We start from the raw sequence: 19,153 nt of genomic DNA, 5'->3' as shown, positions 1-19,153 counted from the left end.
CCATTTTGCGGGCTATGCCGCAGGTAAGCACTGATCTGGTCGCGGGAAATAAATAGCGAAAATACGCCACTCCTCTGGCGATTGCCCGCGAGATGTCAAGTCCTGCGCCTGCTAAATGACGGAAGCACATCGCCTTTTGCCGATGCCTCACTACGCAGTTTGGTACGACCATCGAAGGCGGTCGCCAAAAACACGCGCAACCGGGAAAAAAAATCCGTGAATGAGAGTGGGGCCGGTCCGTGCGCTGGAAGGCTCGGAGGATTTCACCACCCCCACCCCCTATGAGCCAAGTGGGCTTTTTGTATTTATTCTGAACTTTTTGCGTGTGAACCAGGGAGACCGGTCTCCAGAGCATTCCCGGCAGACTTTTTGGTCACCCCCAACCTTGTCAACCCGACTTGTCAACCGTGTCAACCTTGTCAACCTAACTTTCCAGTACCTTCGGCTAGCGCAGTGGCGCGGTGCGAATTACCCGCGAAGCGATCTAAAAGCCGGAAGGACCCGTGGCTCCCCCTCGGCCTAGACACGTTCCAACACTCCGCGAGCCAACAGCTCTTCAATAATGTAAAACCGGCCGCCTCCCCTATGTTTCAGTTCGGCCGCCGTAGCTGCTTCTTGCATGGCAAGATCCATCGCGTCCACGATTACGGCTAACGTTGGCGTCGAGCGGAATTCAAGCAGTAGATCGTTGTTCCACCTACGAGTGGCTGACGCCTCCGCCGCCGCCGCTGCTGCAGAACTCATACGCTGTCCGCTGTAGGGGAGAGAGGCGTCAGAAGCCCCTCCTTCATCGCTAAGCCTGCTTCTATTCCAACGGGGGAGATGCTCATCGCGAGTGTCGGTCGGCAAGGTTGATGTGATATGATTAGTGGGCCCCATTCCTTCAATAGAGTTGGTGGGAGAGGTTTGTATGACATCGTTGTCGGGCTGACCGTGACGCGATTGGCAGGTTGAGGAACCGAGACTGTCAGTGTGAGAGTGACAAGGTTGGCATTGTGAGGGTGACAAGTTTGGTCGCCCAAAACGAGCAGCCCACTCTTTCCGTCGGAGCTTGTACCGGTGTTCAAACTCGCGGAAGGCTTCCCAGTTCGGCTCGTAGCTGTTGCAGTGCCGGTTGCCTGCATGCTTGCGCTTACGGAATAACTTGGCTTCAACGAGGCGATTGCCAGCTCTGATTATCGTCCGCGTGCTGCATTTTAGGATGTGAGCGGCCGTTTCTTCCGAAGGATCACACCGGCCGGTCTTCCGATTGAAACTATCGATCAGGAAAACCGCGAACTGCTTCTCGGTACCATTGAGCAGTTCCGACATCGCAATGTGCTTGAAGGCAAGCAAGATATCATTGGGTTGAAAAGGCATCGTCGGCGCACTGTTCGGCGCCGGCTTATAAGCGGACGATTCCGCGATCCAGCGCGCCTGCAGCTAGCCAGGATACAACCGCCGAGTCTCGGAAGTTAAATGGAGGAGAAAAAGCAGAATAACTGGTGTCAGGCGGGATACCGTTCGGAGTATCTCGTCGTGAGACGCTTTTCCTTAGAGGCCTCGCTGCCGTAACCGGCCGCTCGCGACACTCGAGCCCGCGCAGCGCTTGCGATGGATGTATGCTTGCCTGCAAGGATATCGGCCCGCATCTCCTCGACCAGTTCTAGATCTCCTGCTCCATAGGAGCCTGAACCGGGGGGACGGCCGGCTCCCCGCCTATTCGGAGAGTCAAGCGGTTGAACCTCCTGAGTAATCACCTCGCCCGCAGGCTGTGACCCGGGAATGAGGCTCTTCCATTCGCTCTCGAGCTCACTAAGCTTCGCTCGTAGTTCGGGGGCGTCACTTGCCTGCACCTTGGTCCGCACATCGTCGTAGCGACGCCACCAAGCATCGAGTTCACGTTCGTGCGCATCTTCGGTGGAGTGCCGCCTTGCTGCAATGAGGTCTTCCAAACCTCGTAGGCCAGGCAGCGCCCAGTATATCGCTTCTCGCCGGACCGCAGTGACCGACCCTTCGGGACAATCGGGAGGGCCGAGGTGTCCAGGCCTCCTTACCAGTCGGCGTATTCGCGATTTTAGTGACCAGATGCCGGGAGGCGGCTCTACCCCATGATCCTCACAAAAGTTTAGGATCCCGAGCTTGCTGACTATGGCCCGATCGATGAGCTTGGCTGCATAATCCCGATCGATTGGTGCGTGCACCCCGACCTGCGTTTTCATCGCCCAATACAGCTCAAGAATATCGATTGGTTGGCCATTTGAGAGCACGAATGTTCCTGCTGGAAAATGGCCGGAGATCGCCCAGTCGCAGATCCGGCGCAGGGTGAGCAACGGTAGCTCGCCGCTTTGATCGGACCACTCATTCACCAGGTCCACGAAGTCTATATATTTTGAGGCGGCCATGACTCGGGAGAGAATCTCCAAATTGTCAGGCCGGGATTCTTCTTCCTTTCACTGCCATTTTTCAACCGAGACGCCTGAAAAAGCTGTCGAGTACACGGTCTGGGCCACTTGGGACTCAGTTCATGACCGATTCGGACAGCGACCTTCGCGAAATCGCGGCCACTCTTGCGGTCGCCCACCAGCGTCTTTCCGAGCGAAAGTCCAGCCAAAAAAGTAGCCGTGGGGCAAAAACTCTGCTCGACTGTGACCAACAGTCCGAGGGTGATGTGGCCGGCAAAGCCAAGGAAGTCACCTCGTGAAAGAGTCCATTTTGTCGCAGTTGGCGGCCCTGAGAGGCGCCTCGGCCCCCGCCCTGAAGGACCGCTGGCGCGAGCTTTTTGACAGCGAACCACCCGCCTATAACCGGCGCTTCCTGGAGAGCCGGCTGGCGTACCGCATTCAGGAATTGGCCTATGGCGGCCTAAGCCGGGAAACCACCGAACGGCTCAAGGCCATGGCCGAGCAATATGCCAATCAGAAGCCGGCAGACCGCAAGGCCCGCCCCCCTCTCCGCCCCGTTTCAGGGACCAAGCTGATTCGCGAATGGGAGGGCGTGGAGCACTGCGTCTCTGTTCGTCACGACGACTTCGAATATCTCGGCCGACCCTACAAGTCCCTGTCCTCGGTTGCCCGTCAGATCACCGGCACAAACTGGAATGGCTGGGTCTTCTTCGGCTTGAAAAAGTCGACGGGCAAATGAACTCCCGCAAGCGGCAAAAGGGCCGAGCCTCCTTATTCGCCAACTCCTTCGAGAGTGCAACCACAGGCCGGCCAGGCGTCCGAAAGATCCGCTGCGCGGTCTACACCCGCAAGTCGAGCGAAGAAGGCCTCGACATGGACTTTAATTCGCTCGACGCCCAGAGAGAGTCATGTGAGGCTTACATCGTCAGCCAGCGGGCCGAGGGGTGGACCGCAGTTTCCGACCGTTACGATGATGGCGGCTTCTCGGGTGGCACCCTCGAACGGCCTGCCCTGAAGCAGCTCATCGCTGCTGTCCAGGCTGGCAAGATAGATGTCATCGTCGTCTACAAGATTGATCGACTCTCACGGTCGATGCTCGACTTTCTCAACCTGGTGGAGCTGTTTGAACGCCATGGGGTGACGTTTGTCTCAGTCACCCAATCGTTTAATACCAAAGATGCCATGGGCCGCATGGCGCTGAACATCCTGGTGACCTTTGCCCAGTTCGAGCGCGAGCTGATTGGGGAGCGCATTCGCGACAAGGTCGCGGCCTCTCGTAGACGCGGCAAATGGATGGGCGGCTGGACGCCCCTTGGCTATGAAGTCCGCGACCGCAAATTGCTCATTCACACGGCCGATGCAGATCGAGTTCGGTCCATTTTCCGGCGCTTCGTTCAGCTCAAATCCGCGACCTTGCTGGCTCGCGAGCTGGTCGCGGCCAACGAGCGCAATCGCTACGGACACCTTATGGACAAAGGCGTGCTGTATAAAATACTTCACAACCGGGTCTATCTTGGCGAGGCCGTTCATAAGGGCACCTCTTATCCAGGCGAGCATGAAGCGATCATCGATCGGAAGCTCTGGGATCAGGTCCACGCCATCCTGAAAGAGAGCCCGCGCAAGCGCGCCAACAATAGCCGGGCACAAACCCCTGCCCTGCTGAAGGGTCTGTTGTTTGGGCCCGACGGCGCGGCGATGTCGCCAACTCACACCCGGAAGTCTGGCCGGCTCTATCGCTACTACATCAGTCAGACCGCGATGAAGCAGGGCAGATCGGACTGTCCCGTTAAGTTGGTGCCCGCCGCTGAGTTAGAGCGAATCATCATCGATCAAGTTCGGCGGTTGCTGCAAACGCCTGAAGTCATCGTTCAGACCTGGCGTTCTCTCCGCAAGCAACCCGCTGATGTTAGCGAGGCGGAGGTGCGGAGGGCCCTGCTCGACTTTGAGGAGCTCTGGGATGAGCTGTTTCCTGCAGAACAGGCGCGCATCGTCGCGCTGCTCGTCGAGCGCATCGACATGCATGCCGAGCGGATGGACATCACATTGAAGGTCCAGGGCCTGACTTCGCTCTCCTCAGAATTGCAGCCTCAAGCTTTCCAGCAGGCCGCCGAATGAACCGACCGACCACCCTCACCCTCGGCCCTATCGGGAAACCCAAGCTCAGCCGCGATGGCCGGACAATGGTTGTGAGCATCCCGATTTCATTTCGGCGATCGGGTGGACGCAAGCGCGTGGTCACGCCTGCAAATTTGGAAGCCTGGGCGCCTGCGAAGCCGCAGGTCGACAACACACTAATCAAAGCCGTGGTGCGGGCCCATCGTTGGCGCTCTATGCTCGAGTCGAACTTGTTCAGTTCAGTGCGAGAGCTTGCCAAGGCGGAGAAGATCAACGAGTCCTATCTTTGCCGCGTGCTCCGGCTGACTCTGCTTTCGCCGACAATTACCGAGGCCATCCTGAACGGCCTGCAGCCCGCTGCGCTCGAGCTGACGCAGCTCTTGAAATCGATCCCAGCCGAATGGGACGAGCAAGAAGCCATTTTCCGCCAGCCAAAGCATTAGGCCTACCTGTTCCTGAGAGGACAGGTAGAGACCCTGTCAAAGGGTGCGATTTCGGGCGCGGATTCGCTGATCGAATGTTATGGAACTTGATTGGGCGCCTCTCCCTAGGGGGAACTCTGGGAGGATCCAAAATTTGTTGAACAGACTGCCGTTTTTCCCGCGCTACTACTTGCAGTGAAGGAGACAATCCGCGAACCGTCGAGCAGCCTCGTAAGCAGTTGTTTGGGGCCTTTAGGAAACGGGGGGTTCTGGCCACAAGCTTATAGCGCTCCAGGATTTGTTCATTGACAGTTTGGCTCGCCTAAATAGCGGCTGGCAAGCCAGCGACAGTTCTCAATCCCAGTCTTCAAGCCTTCTGAACCGAAGCCGCTCCCTCACTTTTGTTCGCAAGTCAAAGTAGCCCCTTACTTCTAGATCTATTGCGATTGCATCAACGTAAGATGTCGCGCCGGCTCGTAAAATCCGAGAAAGGATTTTATCGAGAATTCCCGCACTATCCGCCGTGATTGCTAAGTCGCCGGGCGGCCAGCGCGATCGAAGGAAAGCATCCACCAATCTTCGTCGCAGCTCTTTTCCCTTATCCCAGTCCGGAAAAATAAAGAGGAATTCGTAAATACTCTGGCTGTTGTTCGACGTTGCCGCAGAATAAATCGCAGGAAATGTTCGGACGATCAGATTGCTGAGTGGTAGTTCAAGATGTGCGATTGCAAGTTCGAACGCCTGCTTTTGAACCGCAGCAAGAAGCCAGGAGCTGCCTCGCCTTGCGTCATCGAGTATTGCGCACCAACTACCTGTACCCCCCTCAACCCAACACGCCCGCGTCCTTTCGAATATTGGAAGAACTAGGTCCGGAATGGCTTGCAATTGAGGTTCTACCGACGCTGACAGCGTTTCAGCCCACTGCCACAAGAGAAGAGATGATTTTTCGGTCACTTCCACTTGGTTGATTAGACGAACAAGATGACCAACCATCCTATCATCAAACACCCGATGATTTGCTCCAACCGCAAGCCACTGAATAAGTCGCTCCTCGCTTAGTTCACCATTCCAGAACCTAAATGACGCACTGAGGAGAGCCTGAGCAGCGAGCAGACGTCGCGCCTCGCCATTCTCTATCGTTACTCCCGGTTCGATATAATCAACGAGGTCAAGAGTACTCCCCTGTTCTAGCAACCGACAGGTCACCGCGACCAATTCGCTGGTTTCCAGGCATTTACCGCCGAGTAATTTGCCGATCCAATAACCTGCTCTCGATAGGATCGGTTGTCGCAGGCTCTCCCAAACATCTGCACGCGCAAGGAACGCTGCGGTCAACCACGCTTCGAAACACGCGCCTTTTTGATAAGACAGAGACAGTCGCGATAGTCCATGCTCCGTGGGCTCAAACGTGGAGGCCATCAACGATGCTACCGTCGGGGAGTCATCCTCAAGCCCAGCAAGCGCTTCTCGGCTTTCGGACGGAAACATCCTGGAAAGTCTTGCTAGCTCCGGCAAGAACTCCTCACTTCGACGGACTCCACGAAAAATCGAGGCAACTTGCTTTGACTTGAGCGAAGACGCCACAGCTTCCAAAAGCCTTCGGTCTTGCGCAATTAGCCGGGAAGAAATTAATAATTCAGTCAAACGGCCCCGGACCCTTTGCCGAGCACGATTATGCCAGGAAACAACATCTTCTACAGCTGCGTTCCAATTTCTTTCGTGGGCCAGCTTCAAGTAGGTCACAGCCAACCCAGGAGAGTAGGCCAAAAGCGCATCGATGCGTTTCGGACTGAACATCGAAAGGTTGCGCATAGCATCATGGTAATTCACGTGCGAGCGCTCTAGACCGTCCGCAATACCAGCAATTGCTGGCCCATTTAGATTACTGCTTCTGCTAAGCAGCTCCAAAGCTGTGAATGGCTCGTTGGCCGCATGATAGGCTATGCTTTCCCGCACTTCTCGTCGCAATGCTTTCAGAAAGCGGAACGCTGACCTAGTGCATCGCTGACCAATTGCTGACAGCAACTCGATCGACGCGAAAGGCGGCTCTCTCCGCACTCGGCCAATAACCTTTGAGAGAATTTCACTTTTTTCCGCCAAAGCGTCGCTGGAGTTAGGCACGAGTGCGGCTAGTACATCAAGCATCGCGACGGCAGCAGCAGGAGCACTTTCACTACGTGCTTCAAGCTCATTCAAGACGGAGAGCTTCAATAATGCAGTCGGGTCCGCTGGCAAAAACGGCGTAAGTCTCTGGAGATTGAGATTTGGAATTTTCCCGCTCGCCAGTCCGATACGAACCGCGCTTATGAGCTCAGATGAGCGCTGATCGATTCGCGCATCATCAGTTGAGGGGCTATAACCGACAAGCTGATGGTCCGGTAGCCGACTGAACCGGCTGATAGCTGACCTGGGGGCGAACATTAGGTTAAATGTCCGCTTTCTATACGACATAATCTGAAGCGCATACGTGCAGGCAGCGAATTCGACACGTAAAGACGGCCAAAGAAAATCAAGCAGTTTGGAAAGGATCAAGGCATCCGGTTGTCCGTCCCCAAACCAAACCACCGGCGACTTCCCGTATCCGAAGTACTGCAAGATAAATCTGTTTAGATTTCCCCCATCAGCGGACGAAACGATGAGTGAAGTGTCGGCCTCCCGATTTTCCCGAAATACAATCGCAGACGTAAAGCTCTCCAAAGATGATCGCTTGGGACGTGAGTGCAATCTTAGCAATCGGCTAGCCGAAATTCCTGACTTCCAGACGTTCGTGGGCACTAATATTGTATGCGTAAGAACACAACCGTCCCGAGGCGCGTCATTATCCGGCCATGTCCGACCGATGGCGTAATATTCGCCGCTCGGCAACGGGTAACACGAAATGTACGAAGGTATTTCGTTCTGGACCGGCAACCCGGACAGATCACTCAGCTGCGTTATGCAGTCCGCGTCATCCGGACTAAGCGCAACACTTGCCGCTAGGGCGCCGTGCCCGCGACTATAGCCATGAACCGCCTGATGAACCAAAACATCTTGATTAGCGATCATGCAACGCCCAATGCCCACATCACAGGCAACGTTAGGTCGGCGCTACGCTTTAGCTTCCCGTTGTCAGAATAATCAACGAAGCCGCGCTCTCTGGGATTTCCTACGTTCAAGAACTCATCCCGAAACTACGGCTGCATCTTCAGATCGCCACCAAACAAACTTACTCCGAATGTAGCGAACTCGGCCCGATCTTCGTTGGATCGCAAATAATCCGAAAGCAAGCGATATTGGCTCTTAAGATACCCGTTGGGGCCCTCAGTCTGCTCATCTTGCGATAGAAGGTCCCAGGCCGTTATCAACACTCCTATTCGGGGACGAACGGTCGGACCACTCCGCTGCTTACAAAGCGCTATGATCATTTGAATCCATTCGACCAAGATGACCTGCGTAGGCGGCCCGTCAGGTAAATGCCCCGCAACATGGCCCTCCAAGTTTGCGTTTGCTCCGAACAAATTCTGCACTTGTATCCAATCCAGAGGCGACCGAATCTCGTCGGAGTGCACCCTCACTAGAATGAGAAATGAGGAGTCCTCCCCTACAAGCCTTTCCCAGTCAGCGGGCCACCGCCGCTCCACATACAAGCGCTGCCAGTCCTCCCCGGGGCCATCGGGAACAACGAGCGCGGCCGGGCGATCGCCAATCTTCACCGGAATCTCGCAAATAGTTCTTGTACCTCGTTGTGTATGCCCGGCGAATTGCCCCTTTAATTGCTCAGCCACGCCGAGATTAAGATACTCTGCATCAATCGGCAGCCCGTCGGGAACCAGAGCCCGATGTTTTCGGTCACGCATGGCCAGCCAAAACCGAAGCAAATAGTTTGTCTTGCCTGCATCGACTCCCCCAACAATCACGACGTTTCGTCGCCACATCATCGCATGTTCCCTTGAGCGACAGGCAGAGAACCAAATAGGCGTTCACCGCGCGCTTCACTAACCGGTTGGGGTTGGACAGATGATATTAATGTACCGATTACCTCGAGAACACCGGTGCCGGATGCGATCGCGGGGCTGCTTGAAAATGAAGATATCAACTGACAGCTCACGGAAAATCCCGAATGCGCAGCGTGACTGGCCAATTCATCAAGTAGCTCTGGTTCACGAAATTCGATCTTGTCCGCCTTAGTCACCACAATAAGCAAAGGCCGGCCCCTTGCCGTAAGAGGCACCAGCCTATCAATTAGCGTCTTCTGTCGCTCAAGTTCGGAATGCCTGAGCGTCGGGTCGACCAAATTGGACGCTTCGATCATTATAATCGTGGCGTCCGCACGCTTCAGAAACTCGAATCGATCGGAATGTCGCGCGTTATGAATTAGTTGCGTGGTCCACTCTCCCGGTAAATCTGAAAGGATTAGCGAGGTGCGCGAAAGTTCGTCCGACCGAAACACGTCAAGGTGCATGAAACCCGCTGATCGGCCATCTGCAACGTTGGTATGCACCGACATTCGATCCGGCATCCGGCCCGCTTCCCACCGTCGAGTACCCCGTACACGGTCTTCAAATCCTAAGAGAGTGAAACTGCCCCCGAAGGCGAAGTCGTGGCTTTCCGCTGCCCCTGACGAGAACAACAGATACAGTGCGTTGATAAAGCACGTCTTGCCCGCATCGACGTCGCCCAATATACCAACGAGAAAACCAGAACCTAAGTTTAGTAGTTTCGATACGTCGTCCAAGCCCAGCTCGATACCAGGATAAATCACCGACCGCTCGGAATCTTCCTGTTCATGCAGCGCGGCAGAACCAGTCAACCGTTCAATCTCACCTTCGATATCCGAAGTTGCATTCTCGCAAGCGTTAGGCTCCCCGGTTTTGAAGCAAATGCCGGTGTCCCCAAACAGGCATTGACGATCTGAGCAGGAAACTGCCATCGCCTAGACCTCCATAAGCAATTCAAGGAGACTATTCTCGAAGTAGAACTGCTCAGCGAGTTGTTCTTCGCCAATCGTTAGTTTAGGCCGCCAGTTTCCAGCGGCTCTCACAATCTGGGCGGCATCAGTCTCGCCCTCTGCGGCCCGTATCACGCACGAAAGTAAAGGAAATACTTCGTGCTCGTGACGGATCAGCTCGGCCGCAGCAGAACTTGGAGTGAGGCTTCTCACCATATCCAGTGGAATTTCGGTAAAAAGCTTCGTTAGCGCTATGGACCGATTTGCGCCGAATGCACTTCGCACCATTCTTGCAGCTAGAGCGGCCATTCCTAAGGAAGGTGGAGGGGACAGAATCGTGGACAGCTCGTGTCCAGCTAACAACCCCGCTCCAACTTTTATGTCCGAGTATTTTTCTGATCTTAATACGGAATAGCCGCCGAATAGCCACCAGAGCGCCTGCAGCTCCTCACGATCCTTCAATATTTCCGCTTCAAGCAGCGCAAATGCGGCTTCATAATCCTCTTTGGCCTTCGAAAAATCAGCTGGAACCTCGTCGAGCTGCAAGAACGGCTCATTTGCTCTACGCCTGCGAAGTATATCGGCAATGCGAAGAAGGGCTTGGGCGCCTGAGAGCAGCAGTTGCAGCTGATCAGCGACCGCTCTTGGACCGCTCCAGCTACGGAATCGAAGGCTCGACACAACGCAAGCTGCGGCCTTGACTCCGGTCGTTTTCACCCCCGTTCGTTTAGCACGGTGAAGAACCTCTCCTAGAGCGACCGCTGCACAGATTCGAACATCATTTGCTGCGATGTCGGCTTTACGGTCGAACGACGGTTGATTCACAATAATCGCGTCGACTACTGGAGCGAGCGCCTTATTTGATAAGTTCTTAGTCGAACTTGTTAGCTCATTAACGAGCGAGACGATCGCTAACAGCGTCCCCTGATCGGCATCCTGCCAAGCGTCGGCAAGCGTCGAGGCAGTTTCCTTCCTCTGGCCAAGGCGCTCATCGTTTAGTACGGGATCGATGATCCGATACCAATCACCAATTTCAGCCAGCATTGTTCCCCCCATTGAACGGATTTGGCTTTCGCTCACTTTCAGGAACTTGACCCATCGTCAAATCCCAAAGCTCTCCTAACTGACCCCGCTGAGCCGCTAGATCAAACGCTTGTCGCTCAAATGCGTACGGCAACGGTGCTGTCGGCGCAGCCGTAAGCAGCTTAAGGGAAACAAGTATTTCCGACCGTGCTTTCACGCTGAGATGGCGCCAGAACAGAAAGCGAAGTAGTTCGAAAGACGCTTGATCGCGAACCGCTGGCGGCACTTGATTCGTTTCCGGCATATCCGCGACCTCAGCTGCAGCAGTTCTCGAATCCGAGGCTATACTTTTGGGATCAGCACTTGATTCGCACGAACCGCAATCAAGAGAGAGTTTCCGGAAACCTTTTCCGTCGGTCCGGTGGTAGTCTGGGTCAAATCTAGTTTCAGTTGGATTCCAAACTCTGGGAGAAACGACCACTTCTAAAATGGCGCGGCCACTATCGCTTAGCCAGCTGAATTCCAGCCAATTATAAGTGTAAGGGTTCAACTGTGTCTGAGCTGGAGGATTCATCGCCCCCGGCTGCGACATGAAGCTGCTGCCAAGCGCCGCGCGTGCTAACTGTCAATTCAGGTAGATGCTCGTGACCTGTGATTACGACTCTTGCTCGCGTATTGAAATATCGGGAAGCTTGTTGCTGATCCATGAACCAGCCCAACGGATGATGCACCAGCACAATCTCTTCAAAGTCTTCGTCCCTGTTGATCGCGTACTGACTTTCGCAGAGGACGAGATTACCGGGAGCTTCGTCCAGATCTGAGAGGAGCACCGAACATAAGCCAATAAACCGCAATCCCTTTCCGCCGCTCAATTGATACGACTTGACTATTATTGGCTGTTGAAAGCTTTTGAAGTCGCTTCCATACGCCGCCGCAAAACTTCGGTAGTCTTTAAATTTAGCGAGCACCGGGTTGTCAGGCTCATCTACAATCTTGTGGAAGAATGCATGAACATCCTCGACACTCTTCTTTCGAAGCTCTGCCTGCAATGCAACGCCTGCCGAGCCGAGAACCTTCACGTCAACGTCATGATTGCCGGGGATCACGTGAACGGCAAGACGGTCGCATCCGACAATGGAGGTTAGCTGATCTAGCCAGTCTACTGCCCGCTTGAACTCTGCCTCTTTGCCGGCGTATGCAACGTCACCAGTTATTATGATAGCGGTTGGCGCCCCGCTAATCGTGCCCTCGTTTAGGCACTTCTGGCAGTCGTTTAAAACCTCCCTGCGGATGTCGTCATGCACCCACGCGCCATTCTTTTCTTGACCGAAGTGTATGTCAGAGAAATGGAGGAAGCGAAGTTTTACGGGGGGCGTTTCTTGGATTTTTGGATCAGTCATATTGCTCCCTGATTTCTTGCGCAGGCATTACTGCGACTTCGTGCCCATCAAGCTGCATCGCGGTGCCCTACATTCCGCCTGACGCAGGTTGCGACGACTATAATGTCGGCAGCTATGGGTTGCATTACTTTTTGACGTTTGGGCACAAATCTCAGAGGCTGATAAGAGAAATTTGGGTCGATTACGCGAGACACAACTAGAAGGACTGCGGCGCTAAGCATCCCCGTGCACCAGGTTAATATGAGGCCGTCAGCCACGCCCGAGCCTGCGAAGCAAATTGGCCACCGATGAAGCGTGCCACTTTCCACCGCGCGCGGTCATTATCTCACGGCTGCTCAGTTCGTCTGCCATAACTGACAAGGTTACAGCCCCGCTGGCCCTGATGTCTTTTATCACCGCAGCAGATCATTGGCACGCTGGCTGGCACTGGCCTGCACTTTCGCTATAGCCGCAAGGTTGCCTTTCCCGGCTCGCTGAGGGAATTAGCGCCGTTGCGATTGCCCGGTCGCCTGACCTCTGGATGGCCACGCTGCCTGTTTCCCCGATGCGTCTTCGGGCTAACTGCATCGCGTCTTTGGTACGCCGGGAAATTGCTTGTGCCTCAGCCTGGGCGACTACCGCAAGAACGCCAATCGTGAGATCATTGGCCTCCGGCATATCACAGCAGGCGAACTTCACGCCGCTGTCTCTTAGAGCCAGCGTGGAAGATGCCGAGCGAGAAGTCGATCGAGCTTTGCGATTACCAGCGTCGCTCCGGTGACCTTGGCATTGTGGCCGTTCATTCGCCCTGCCACTCCACCTCAATGTATTCACCGATGATCCGAGCAGCACGTTCGTTGGCGAACCTTTGGATGTCGGCCTCTAAAAAATTCCCGGCGATGTAGAGGGTCTATTCTGGTTGTTCGCGTTGCTCAGAAGCTCAATGGTGCCAGGCTAAAAAGCCGAACTAGCAAACCCACGTTTGCGACCGGGGTTATGTCGTTTGAGCAAGACGGATTCAAACCGCCACGCGCCAAGCCGTTCTTTTTCTGAGAAATGCCGTACTAGACCGATTTTGCGGGTTCAAAGATTCGGAGAAAATTCGGTTCTCCGGCTTCATCCAGCCCCTTATTGGATGACCGCTGGGAGTTCTCCGCCCGCTAAAAAGCAGGAAAACGGCCGAGTTTCGGGCCTATCCGCGGCTCCAAGTACGAGATCGCTTTTGCCGGGTGGCGGAGAGAGTGGGATTCGAACCCACGGTACGGTTTCCCGCACACACGCTTTCCAAGCGTGCGCCTTAAGCCACTCGGCCATCTCTCCGGAGCGCCCTCTCTTGAAGGGGCGCCGACGATTTTGCAAGAGACCGCGGGTAAATCGGGTGAATTTTCCGTAAGATATTGTATTTAGGAGATAATATCTGGCGTGGCAGGCGCCCTGACCCGCCTGCCGGCTGAACCGGTGACGGGTTTGGCGCGACGATTCACGCGAGAACAGCAAACACGACGGGGGACGCCATGACCATCCGCAGCACCATCCTCGCCCTCAGCCTGATTTCGGCCCTTGGCTCCGCCTTCGCCGTGCCGGCGGCCGCCCAGGTCTGCACCCGGCAAGGGGTCGATGTCAGCTGCAACGACGGCCGGCGCGGGGTGCTGTCGGGCGATGCCATCATCTGGCCGGACGGCACGCGCTCGAGCGCCTCGCCGCATCCGAGCGTGATCATCGGCAACAAGAGCTCGGTGCATGTCGGGCCCGGCGTGTTCGTCGGCCAGGGCAAGGGCATGGTGCCGATGGACGATCCCAACGCACCGAACAAGCGGCAATGCGCGATCCTGGATGGCGTGTCGTATTGCTATTGAGGCCGCAGGTTGCCCTCGCAGTACGACGCCATGCCCGGGCACAGTCGTCCGAAGGACGGCGTCGCTTCCGCTCGCCCATGTCCCGGGCATCCACGCTCTCATGGTCGAGCAGTGAGACGTGGATGGCCGGGACAAGCCCGGCCATGACGCGGAATCCTATATCAACCTTACGCCTGATATCGCCGACCTCAGCCAGCGCAGTGCCTGCGGCGGCTGCGTGGCGAGCGGGGCCACCGCGGCCTTCTCCGTCCGGCACTTCTCGAGCTCGGCGACGAAATCGGCCGACCATTGCTGGATGGTGTGGCCGCGCAGCTTCTTCATCATCGCGTCCCAGCGCATCTTGCGCTCGGTGAGCGGCATCGCGGCGGCGATCGCGATCGCGCGGGCCATGCCGTCGATGTCGTGCGGATTGACGACCAGCGCGGCGTCGAGCTCGTTGGCCGCGCCTGCGAATTTCGACAGCACCAGCACGCCGGGATCGGCCGGGTTTTGCGCGGCGACATATTCCTTGGCGACGAGATTCATGCCGTCATGCAGCGGCGTCACCACGCCGATCTGCGCGGTCCGGTAGAGCCCTGCGAGCACCGCTTGGCTGAAGCCCTTGTTCAAATAGCGGATCGGCGTCCAGTCGACCTCGCCGTGGCGGCCGTTGACGTCGGTGACGAGGCGCGCGACGTCGTTCTGGAGATTGCCATAGGCCTCGATGCCGCCGCGCGAGGGGTTGGCGATCTGCAGCAGCGAGATGCTGCGCGAGAATTGCGGCTGTTCGGTCCAGAGCCGGTCGAACGCGCTGATGCGGTTGACGAGCCCCTTCGAATAGTCGAGCCGGTCGACGCCGATCGCGAGGCGCTCACCGTTGAGGCTGCGCCGCAGCCGCGACACGTCGGGATGCGAGGCCGATTTCGCCGCGTATTGCGCGAACTTCTCCGCATCGATGCCGATCGGGAAGACCTCGCAGCGGGTGCGGCCATGCTGCGAGATCGCAACGCCATCCTCGACAGCGAGGCCAAGCTCGCTGGCGACATAGCCGAGAAAATTCTGGCAATCTTCCTCGGTCTGGAAGCCGAGCAGATCGTAGGCGAGCATTGCCGTGATCAGCTCGCGATGATTCGGCACGCCCTGCATCACCGCGGCGACCGGCCACGGCGTATGCAGGAAGAAGCCGATCGGATCGTCGACGCCGAGATCACGCAGTTCGGCGCCGAGCGCGAGGAAATGATAATCCTGCACCCAGAACGCGGTCTTGGCTTTTCGGAACCGCATCAAGGCGCGCGCCATGAAGGCGTTGACCTCGCGATAGCTGACGTAATCGTCGCGCGAGACGCGGATCAAATCGCTGCGCGAATGCAGCGCGGGCCACAGCGCCGAATTGGCAAAGCCTTCGTAATAGCCGCCGTAATGCGCCGCCGGCAGGTCCAACGTCGCAATCGCGCCCGATCCGAGCGCTTCGATCTCCGCGAACGGTTCCTTCTGATGGCCGTCACGCACACGGCCTGAAGACCCCACCCAGATCGCGCCCGAATGTTCCACAACCGGCAACAAGGCCGCCGCGAGGCCGCCCGTCATGGGCTCGTTAGGCTTGCCGCGGGCGACGCGATTCGAAACGACGACTAAATTCACAGGTCGTCCCCTCCTGTTTCATTCCACCCCGTTTAACTGCCGTTCATCAATATGGTTCCTGATCATCGTTTCAACCAATTGAAACCAAAATCGGGCACGCGCGTTGGAACTGGTTTCGCTTCGGGAACCCTAGATTTCGCTGCAAAGACAGGCTGTGCGGCCATGTTGCGCAGCACGCATCGCAGCGCGCGGCGGCGCTGTCCCGAGCGCATCATGTCCGCGACATGGCGCTGCCTTTGTTTCACCTCGGATCGAGCAGGCGGGCAAGGAACGCACGCACATCGCTCGGCGCGTCGAAATGGCCATTCACGCCCAGGGCACGGCGGCCGACCGAGAAGGCAAGTCCATTCATGTCGGGCATGATCGCGAACACGGTTTCATCGGTGACGTCATCACCGATGAAGATCGGACGCCGTCCTTTGAACGGCTCCCGCTTCATCAGTTCGCGCACGCCGGTCGCCTTGGTGAATCCGGAATGCTTGATCTCGCAGACGAACTTGCCGGGCAGCACCTCGATCGGCGCATTGGGCAGGTCGGCGCGGATCACCGAGACCGATTCGTAGATCGCTTTCTCCGCGTGCGGCGCGAGGCGATAATGCAGCGCGAGTGAATAACCCTTGTCCTCGAGCAGAATGCCGGGCGAAAGCTTGGCGATCGCGGCCAGGCGCCGCTTCAGCTCCTTGTCCAGCGGCGGCGCGTGCACGTCATCGGCCTCATTGTCGATCGACAGCCGCATCTCCGCGCCGTGGCCGGCGACGGCGCGGAACACATCGGGCGCGAAGATCAGGTCGATGTCGTTGAGCGAGCGGCCGCTGACCAGCGCCAGCGCGCCGGAGGTGCGCTCGGTCAATCGGTTCAGCGTGTCCGACAGCCCCGGCGGCACCCACACTTCGCGCGGCGTCGGCATCAGGTCGAGCAGCGTGCCGTCGATGTCGAGCAGAATTGCGGTCTCGTTGAGATGCGGCACCAGCGCGTGCGGCACCGGCACCGCATCGAGTGCTTCGTCGTCAGGCATGGTGCGCTTCTGGTCCAACGCCATTTCTGCAAGTTCCGATTTCATCAGTCTACTCCATAAAGGCGAGCGGCCGCGCGATTTGTTCGAGCGATTTGCGCTCCGCAGGGACGGCATAGCGCCACGCCACGATCGCGGCTGCGATCATCAGGAATGACCCCAGCAGATAGCCGGCGAACACGCTGGTGCGTGATCCCGTATCGATCAATACGCCGAACAGCGCCGGCCCGATCACGCCGCCGATGCCGGTGCCGACCGCGTAGAACACCGCGATCGCCAGCGCGCGGACTTCGAGCGGAAAGGTCTCGCTGACGGTGAGATAGGCCGCGCTCGCGGCCGGCGAGGCGAAGAAGAAGATCACCATCCAGGCGATGGTCTGCCCCTGCGCGGTGAGCACGCCGATGGAGAACAGATAGCCCGAGATCGCCAGCAACAGGCCCGATACGCCATAGGTGAACATGATCATGACGCGGCGTCCGAGCGTATCGAACAGCCGGCCGAGCAACAGGGGCCCAAGGAAGTTGCCGGCAGCGAAGGGGAGCAGGTACCAGCCGACATGATCGGCGCTGATGCCGTAGAAATCGGTCAGCACCAGCGCGAAGGTGAAGAAGATGGCATTGTAGAAGAACGCCTGCGCGCTCATCAGCACGAGGCCGACCAGCGCGCGCTGGCGATATGCCGAGAACAGCGTGTGCACGACCTCGCGGATCGGCGTGTGATCGCGCATCTTCAGCCGGATTTTCGTGAAGCGCCCATCGCTCTTATCCTGGTCATGTCCGATCACCGAGCGTTCGATCTCGTCGACGATCGCGTGGGCCTGATCGGGGCGGCCATGGATCATCAGCCAGCGCGGACTCTCCGGAATCCACATCCGCATCAGGAGCACGACAAGACCGACGGTCGCGCCGATGAGGTAAGCCAGGCGCCAGCCGAGATCGGGATTGATCACAGCGGGATCCAGCAGCACGATGGACGCCACCGCGCCCATTGCGGCCCCGATCCAGAAGCTGCCGTTGATGACGAGATCGGTCCAGCCGCGATAGCGCGCCGGCACCAGTTCCTGGATGGTCGAGTTGATCGCGGTGTATTCGCCGCCGATGCCGGCGCCGGTGAGGAAACGAAACAGCGCGTAGCTTCCGACATCCCATGACAGCGCGGTCGCGGCCGTCGCCGAGAGGTAGACCGCCAGCGTGATGAAGAACAGCTTCTTGCGGCCGATGCGATCGGTCAGCCAGCCGAAGCCGAGCGCACCGAGCACGGCACCGGCAAGGTAGGCGGAATTGGCAATGCCGAGATCGAGATTGGTGAATTGCAACGACGGGCTCTGCTTCAGCGCACCGGAGAGCGCGCCGGCCAGCGTCACCTCGAGCCCGTCGAGGATCCAGGTGATGCCGAGCGCCAGCACGACGCGGGTGTGAAAGCCGCTCCAGGGCAGCGCGTCGAGCCGCGCGGGGATACTGGTCTCGACGATGCGATCGGCCGCGGCTGCCGCGACCACAGGAGCATAGTTCGGCGCTGGGCTTTGCTGCAATTCCATCGGGTTGTTGTGTCTGATCAATAAAAGCGCCCCCGGTTCACATGATGTGGACGGGGTCGATCCGATCATCGGGGTGCGGCATTCCGCCTGCCACCTGCGACAACGTCTGCGGCGAGGCCGGGTTCCCACGGGAACGGCCCTTCGTACCGTCCGTTTCCGATGGAGCTGCAAGGAATTGACGCATGGCTCATGTCAGAAAGACGACACAATCCCGCAAAACAGCCGCACGCAGGACGACGAGCGCCAAGCGCGGCACCGTGCGGAAGAGTTCGAAACGCGCTGCGCCGAAGCGCTGGTCGCAGCGCGTGACGAAGCAGAGCGACGCGCTCGACCTGAAGCGTGGCGTGTTCAAGCTGACCAGCCCAAAGAGAATCGCGACGTCGCTGAAGCGATCCGCCGAGCACAGCTCACGCCGCAAGGCCGGCGCCTATCGCTCGGCGCTGTCGATGCTGACCTTCTACATCAACCGCGCTGGCAAGACCTTGCCGAAGACGCAACGCACGCGACTGGAGAAGGCGAAGCTGGAACTGAAGCGGGCGTTCGGAAGGGAGTGATTCTCGCACCAATCACTCCGATGTCGTCCCGGACGAGCGAAGCGAAGATCCGGGACCCATAACCACAGGCAGTGGTTTGGCGAAGACTCGGAGTTGTCCGTCCGCTCCATATCCGCTCCCTGTGGGTATGGGTCCCCGCGTACGCGGGGACGACAGCGGAGGATGAAGCGAGAGCGAGGGCCTCAGGGCTTTCCTACGCCGCCCGAATATTCCCCATGAACCGATCGAGCTCGGCGCGCAGGCGGGCGCTTTCGGATGACAGCGTCTTGGCCGAGTGCAGCACCTCCTCCGAGGCCGAGCCGGTCTCGGCGGCGCCGCGGTTGA

The 19,153-nt window shown here is 57.7% G+C and carries 18 protein-coding genes, 1 tRNA gene and 1 pseudogene; 6 read left to right on the top strand and 14 right to left on the bottom strand.

The window, feature by feature from the left end; all coding sequences use genetic code 11:
• Positions 1-519: 519 nt before the first annotated feature.
• Positions 520-1,359, bottom strand: coding sequence for a hypothetical protein (locus RAD04_RS29990; protein ID WP_461626683.1), 840 nt, complete (start codon positions 1,357-1,359; stop codon positions 520-522).
• Between the two features lie 128 nt (positions 1,360-1,487).
• Positions 1,488-2,384 carry a hypothetical protein gene (locus RAD04_RS29985; protein ID WP_461626682.1) on the bottom strand — a complete coding sequence of 299 codons (897 nt, stop codon included), beginning with the start codon at positions 2,382-2,384 and terminating at the stop codon, positions 1,488-1,490.
• Between the two features lie 122 nt (positions 2,385-2,506).
• On the opposite strand from RAD04_RS29985, the gene RAD04_RS29980 reads away from it, so the two are divergent.
• Genes RAD04_RS29980 through RAD04_RS29965 form a run of 4 tightly spaced genes read left to right on the top strand, consistent with a single transcriptional unit; the run spans position 2,507 to position 4,942 of the window.
• Complete coding sequence (locus RAD04_RS29980; RefSeq protein ID WP_461626681.1) at positions 2,507-2,683, top strand: hypothetical protein; 177 nt, start codon at positions 2,507-2,509, stop codon at positions 2,681-2,683.
• Positions 2,680-3,123: a DUF2924 domain-containing protein gene (locus tag RAD04_RS29975; protein ID WP_461626680.1), complete on the top strand. Its 444-nt coding sequence runs from the start codon at positions 2,680-2,682 to the stop codon at positions 3,121-3,123. The genes RAD04_RS29980 and RAD04_RS29975 overlap by 4 nt, the downstream gene beginning before the upstream one ends.
• Complete coding sequence (locus RAD04_RS29970) at positions 3,120-4,499, top strand: recombinase family protein (protein ID WP_461626679.1); 1,380 nt, start codon at positions 3,120-3,122, stop codon at positions 4,497-4,499. Before RAD04_RS29975 ends, RAD04_RS29970 begins: the two co-directional genes overlap by 4 nt.
• Positions 4,496-4,942: a hypothetical protein gene (locus RAD04_RS29965; protein ID WP_461626678.1), complete on the top strand. Its 447-nt coding sequence runs from the start codon at positions 4,496-4,498 to the stop codon at positions 4,940-4,942. The genes RAD04_RS29970 and RAD04_RS29965 overlap by 4 nt, the downstream gene beginning before the upstream one ends.
• A gap of 333 nt (positions 4,943-5,275) precedes the next feature.
• Here the strand turns inward: RAD04_RS29965 and RAD04_RS29960 are convergent, their stop codons facing one another.
• From RAD04_RS29960 to RAD04_RS29920, 9 genes and pseudogenes are all read right to left on the bottom strand, one after another.
• Entirely contained in the window at positions 5,276-7,516 is a 2,241-nt protein-coding gene (locus RAD04_RS29960) for a hypothetical protein (RefSeq protein ID WP_461626804.1), read from the bottom strand.
• Between the two features lie 138 nt (positions 7,517-7,654).
• Positions 7,655-7,966: pseudogene (locus RAD04_RS29955) on the bottom strand (GAP1-N1 domain-containing protein); the annotation flags it as partial.
• Positions 7,967-8,091: 125 nt separating this feature from the next.
• Positions 8,092-8,838 carry a TRAFAC clade GTPase domain-containing protein gene (locus RAD04_RS29950; protein WP_461626677.1) on the bottom strand — a complete coding sequence of 249 codons (747 nt, stop codon included), beginning with the start codon at positions 8,836-8,838 and terminating at the stop codon, positions 8,092-8,094.
• Positions 8,835-9,830: a TRAFAC clade GTPase domain-containing protein gene (locus RAD04_RS29945; protein WP_461626676.1), complete on the bottom strand. Its 996-nt coding sequence runs from the start codon at positions 9,828-9,830 to the stop codon at positions 8,835-8,837. The genes RAD04_RS29950 and RAD04_RS29945 overlap by 4 nt, the downstream gene beginning before the upstream one ends.
• 3 nt (positions 9,831-9,833) lie before the next feature.
• Positions 9,834-10,892, bottom strand: coding sequence for a GTPase-associated system all-helical protein GASH (locus tag RAD04_RS29940; RefSeq protein WP_461626675.1), 1,059 nt, complete (start codon positions 10,890-10,892; stop codon positions 9,834-9,836).
• A complete protein-coding gene (locus tag RAD04_RS29935; RefSeq protein ID WP_461626798.1) occupies positions 10,882-11,175 on the bottom strand; it encodes a hypothetical protein in 294 nt (97 codons plus the stop codon). The genes RAD04_RS29940 and RAD04_RS29935 overlap by 11 nt, the downstream gene beginning before the upstream one ends.
• A gap of 226 nt (positions 11,176-11,401) precedes the next feature.
• On the bottom strand, positions 11,402-12,271 hold the full coding sequence (locus tag RAD04_RS29930; protein ID WP_461626674.1) for a metallophosphoesterase family protein: 870 nt from the start codon (positions 12,269-12,271) through the stop codon (positions 11,402-11,404).
• Positions 12,272-12,676: 405 nt separating this feature from the next.
• A complete protein-coding gene (locus RAD04_RS29925; RefSeq protein ID WP_461626673.1) occupies positions 12,677-13,084 on the bottom strand; it encodes a recombinase family protein in 408 nt (135 codons plus the stop codon).
• Between the two features lie 396 nt (positions 13,085-13,480).
• Positions 13,481-13,570, bottom strand: a tRNA-Ser gene (locus RAD04_RS29920).
• A 194-nt stretch (positions 13,571-13,764) separates the two neighbouring features.
• Here RAD04_RS29920 and RAD04_RS29915 point away from each other — a divergent pair.
• A complete protein-coding gene (locus tag RAD04_RS29915) occupies positions 13,765-14,106 on the top strand; it encodes a hypothetical protein (RefSeq protein WP_461626672.1) in 342 nt (113 codons plus the stop codon).
• Positions 14,107-14,262: 156 nt separating this feature from the next.
• On the opposite strand, the gene RAD04_RS29910 is transcribed toward RAD04_RS29915, so the two are convergent.
• From RAD04_RS29910 to RAD04_RS29900, 3 genes are all read right to left on the bottom strand, one after another.
• A complete protein-coding gene (locus tag RAD04_RS29910; protein WP_461626671.1) occupies positions 14,263-15,726 on the bottom strand; it encodes a trehalose-6-phosphate synthase in 1,464 nt (487 codons plus the stop codon).
• A 241-nt stretch (positions 15,727-15,967) separates the two neighbouring features.
• Complete coding sequence (gene otsB, locus RAD04_RS29905) at positions 15,968-16,786, bottom strand: trehalose-phosphatase (protein WP_461626670.1); 819 nt, start codon at positions 16,784-16,786, stop codon at positions 15,968-15,970.
• Between the two features lie 4 nt (positions 16,787-16,790).
• Complete coding sequence (locus tag RAD04_RS29900) at positions 16,791-18,275, bottom strand: MFS transporter (RefSeq protein WP_461626797.1); 1,485 nt, start codon at positions 18,273-18,275, stop codon at positions 16,791-16,793.
• 182 nt (positions 18,276-18,457) lie between these two features.
• Between RAD04_RS29900 and RAD04_RS29895 the strand changes: the two genes are divergently transcribed.
• Entirely contained in the window at positions 18,458-18,829 is a 372-nt protein-coding gene (locus RAD04_RS29895; RefSeq protein ID WP_461626669.1) for a DUF3175 domain-containing protein, read from the top strand.
• Positions 18,830-19,153: the final 324 nt, after the last annotated feature.

The organism is Bradyrhizobium sp. 25ACV (assembly GCF_054863005.1).
This window is presented reverse-complemented; position numbering and strand designations above follow the sequence as displayed.

Bases quoted from the DNA above. Each gene is read 5' to 3' on its own strand.
- RAD04_RS29930 (WP_461626674.1), bottom strand. From the start codon at position 12,271: ATGACTGATCCAAAAATCCAAGAAACGCCCCCCGTAAAACTTCGCTTC.
- RAD04_RS29945 (WP_461626676.1), bottom strand. From the start codon at position 9,830: ATGGCAGTTTCCTGCTCAGATCGTCAATGCCTGTTTGGGGACACCGGC.
- RAD04_RS29990 (WP_461626683.1), bottom strand. From the start codon at position 1,359: ATGCCTTTTCAACCCAATGATATCTTGCTTGCCTTCAAGCACATTGCG.
- otsB (WP_461626670.1), bottom strand. From the start codon at position 16,786: ATGAAATCGGAACTTGCAGAAATGGCGTTGGACCAGAAGCGCACCATG.
- RAD04_RS29970 (WP_461626679.1), top strand. From the start codon at position 3,120: ATGAACTCCCGCAAGCGGCAAAAGGGCCGAGCCTCCTTATTCGCCAAC.
- RAD04_RS29985 (WP_461626682.1), bottom strand. From the start codon at position 2,384: ATGGCCGCCTCAAAATATATAGACTTCGTGGACCTGGTGAATGAGTGG.
- RAD04_RS29980 (WP_461626681.1), top strand. From the start codon at position 2,507: ATGACCGATTCGGACAGCGACCTTCGCGAAATCGCGGCCACTCTTGCG.
- RAD04_RS29900 (WP_461626797.1), bottom strand. From the start codon at position 18,275: ATGGAATTGCAGCAAAGCCCAGCGCCGAACTATGCTCCTGTGGTCGCG.
- RAD04_RS29895 (WP_461626669.1), top strand. From the start codon at position 18,458: ATGGCTCATGTCAGAAAGACGACACAATCCCGCAAAACAGCCGCACGC.
- RAD04_RS29965 (WP_461626678.1), top strand. From the start codon at position 4,496: ATGAACCGACCGACCACCCTCACCCTCGGCCCTATCGGGAAACCCAAG.
- RAD04_RS29915 (WP_461626672.1), top strand. From the start codon at position 13,765: ATGACCATCCGCAGCACCATCCTCGCCCTCAGCCTGATTTCGGCCCTT.
- RAD04_RS29935 (WP_461626798.1), bottom strand. From the start codon at position 11,175: ATGCCGGAAACGAATCAAGTGCCGCCAGCGGTTCGCGATCAAGCGTCT.
- RAD04_RS29950 (WP_461626677.1), bottom strand. From the start codon at position 8,838: ATGATGTGGCGACGAAACGTCGTGATTGTTGGGGGAGTCGATGCAGGC.
- RAD04_RS29940 (WP_461626675.1), bottom strand. From the start codon at position 10,892: ATGCTGGCTGAAATTGGTGATTGGTATCGGATCATCGATCCCGTACTA.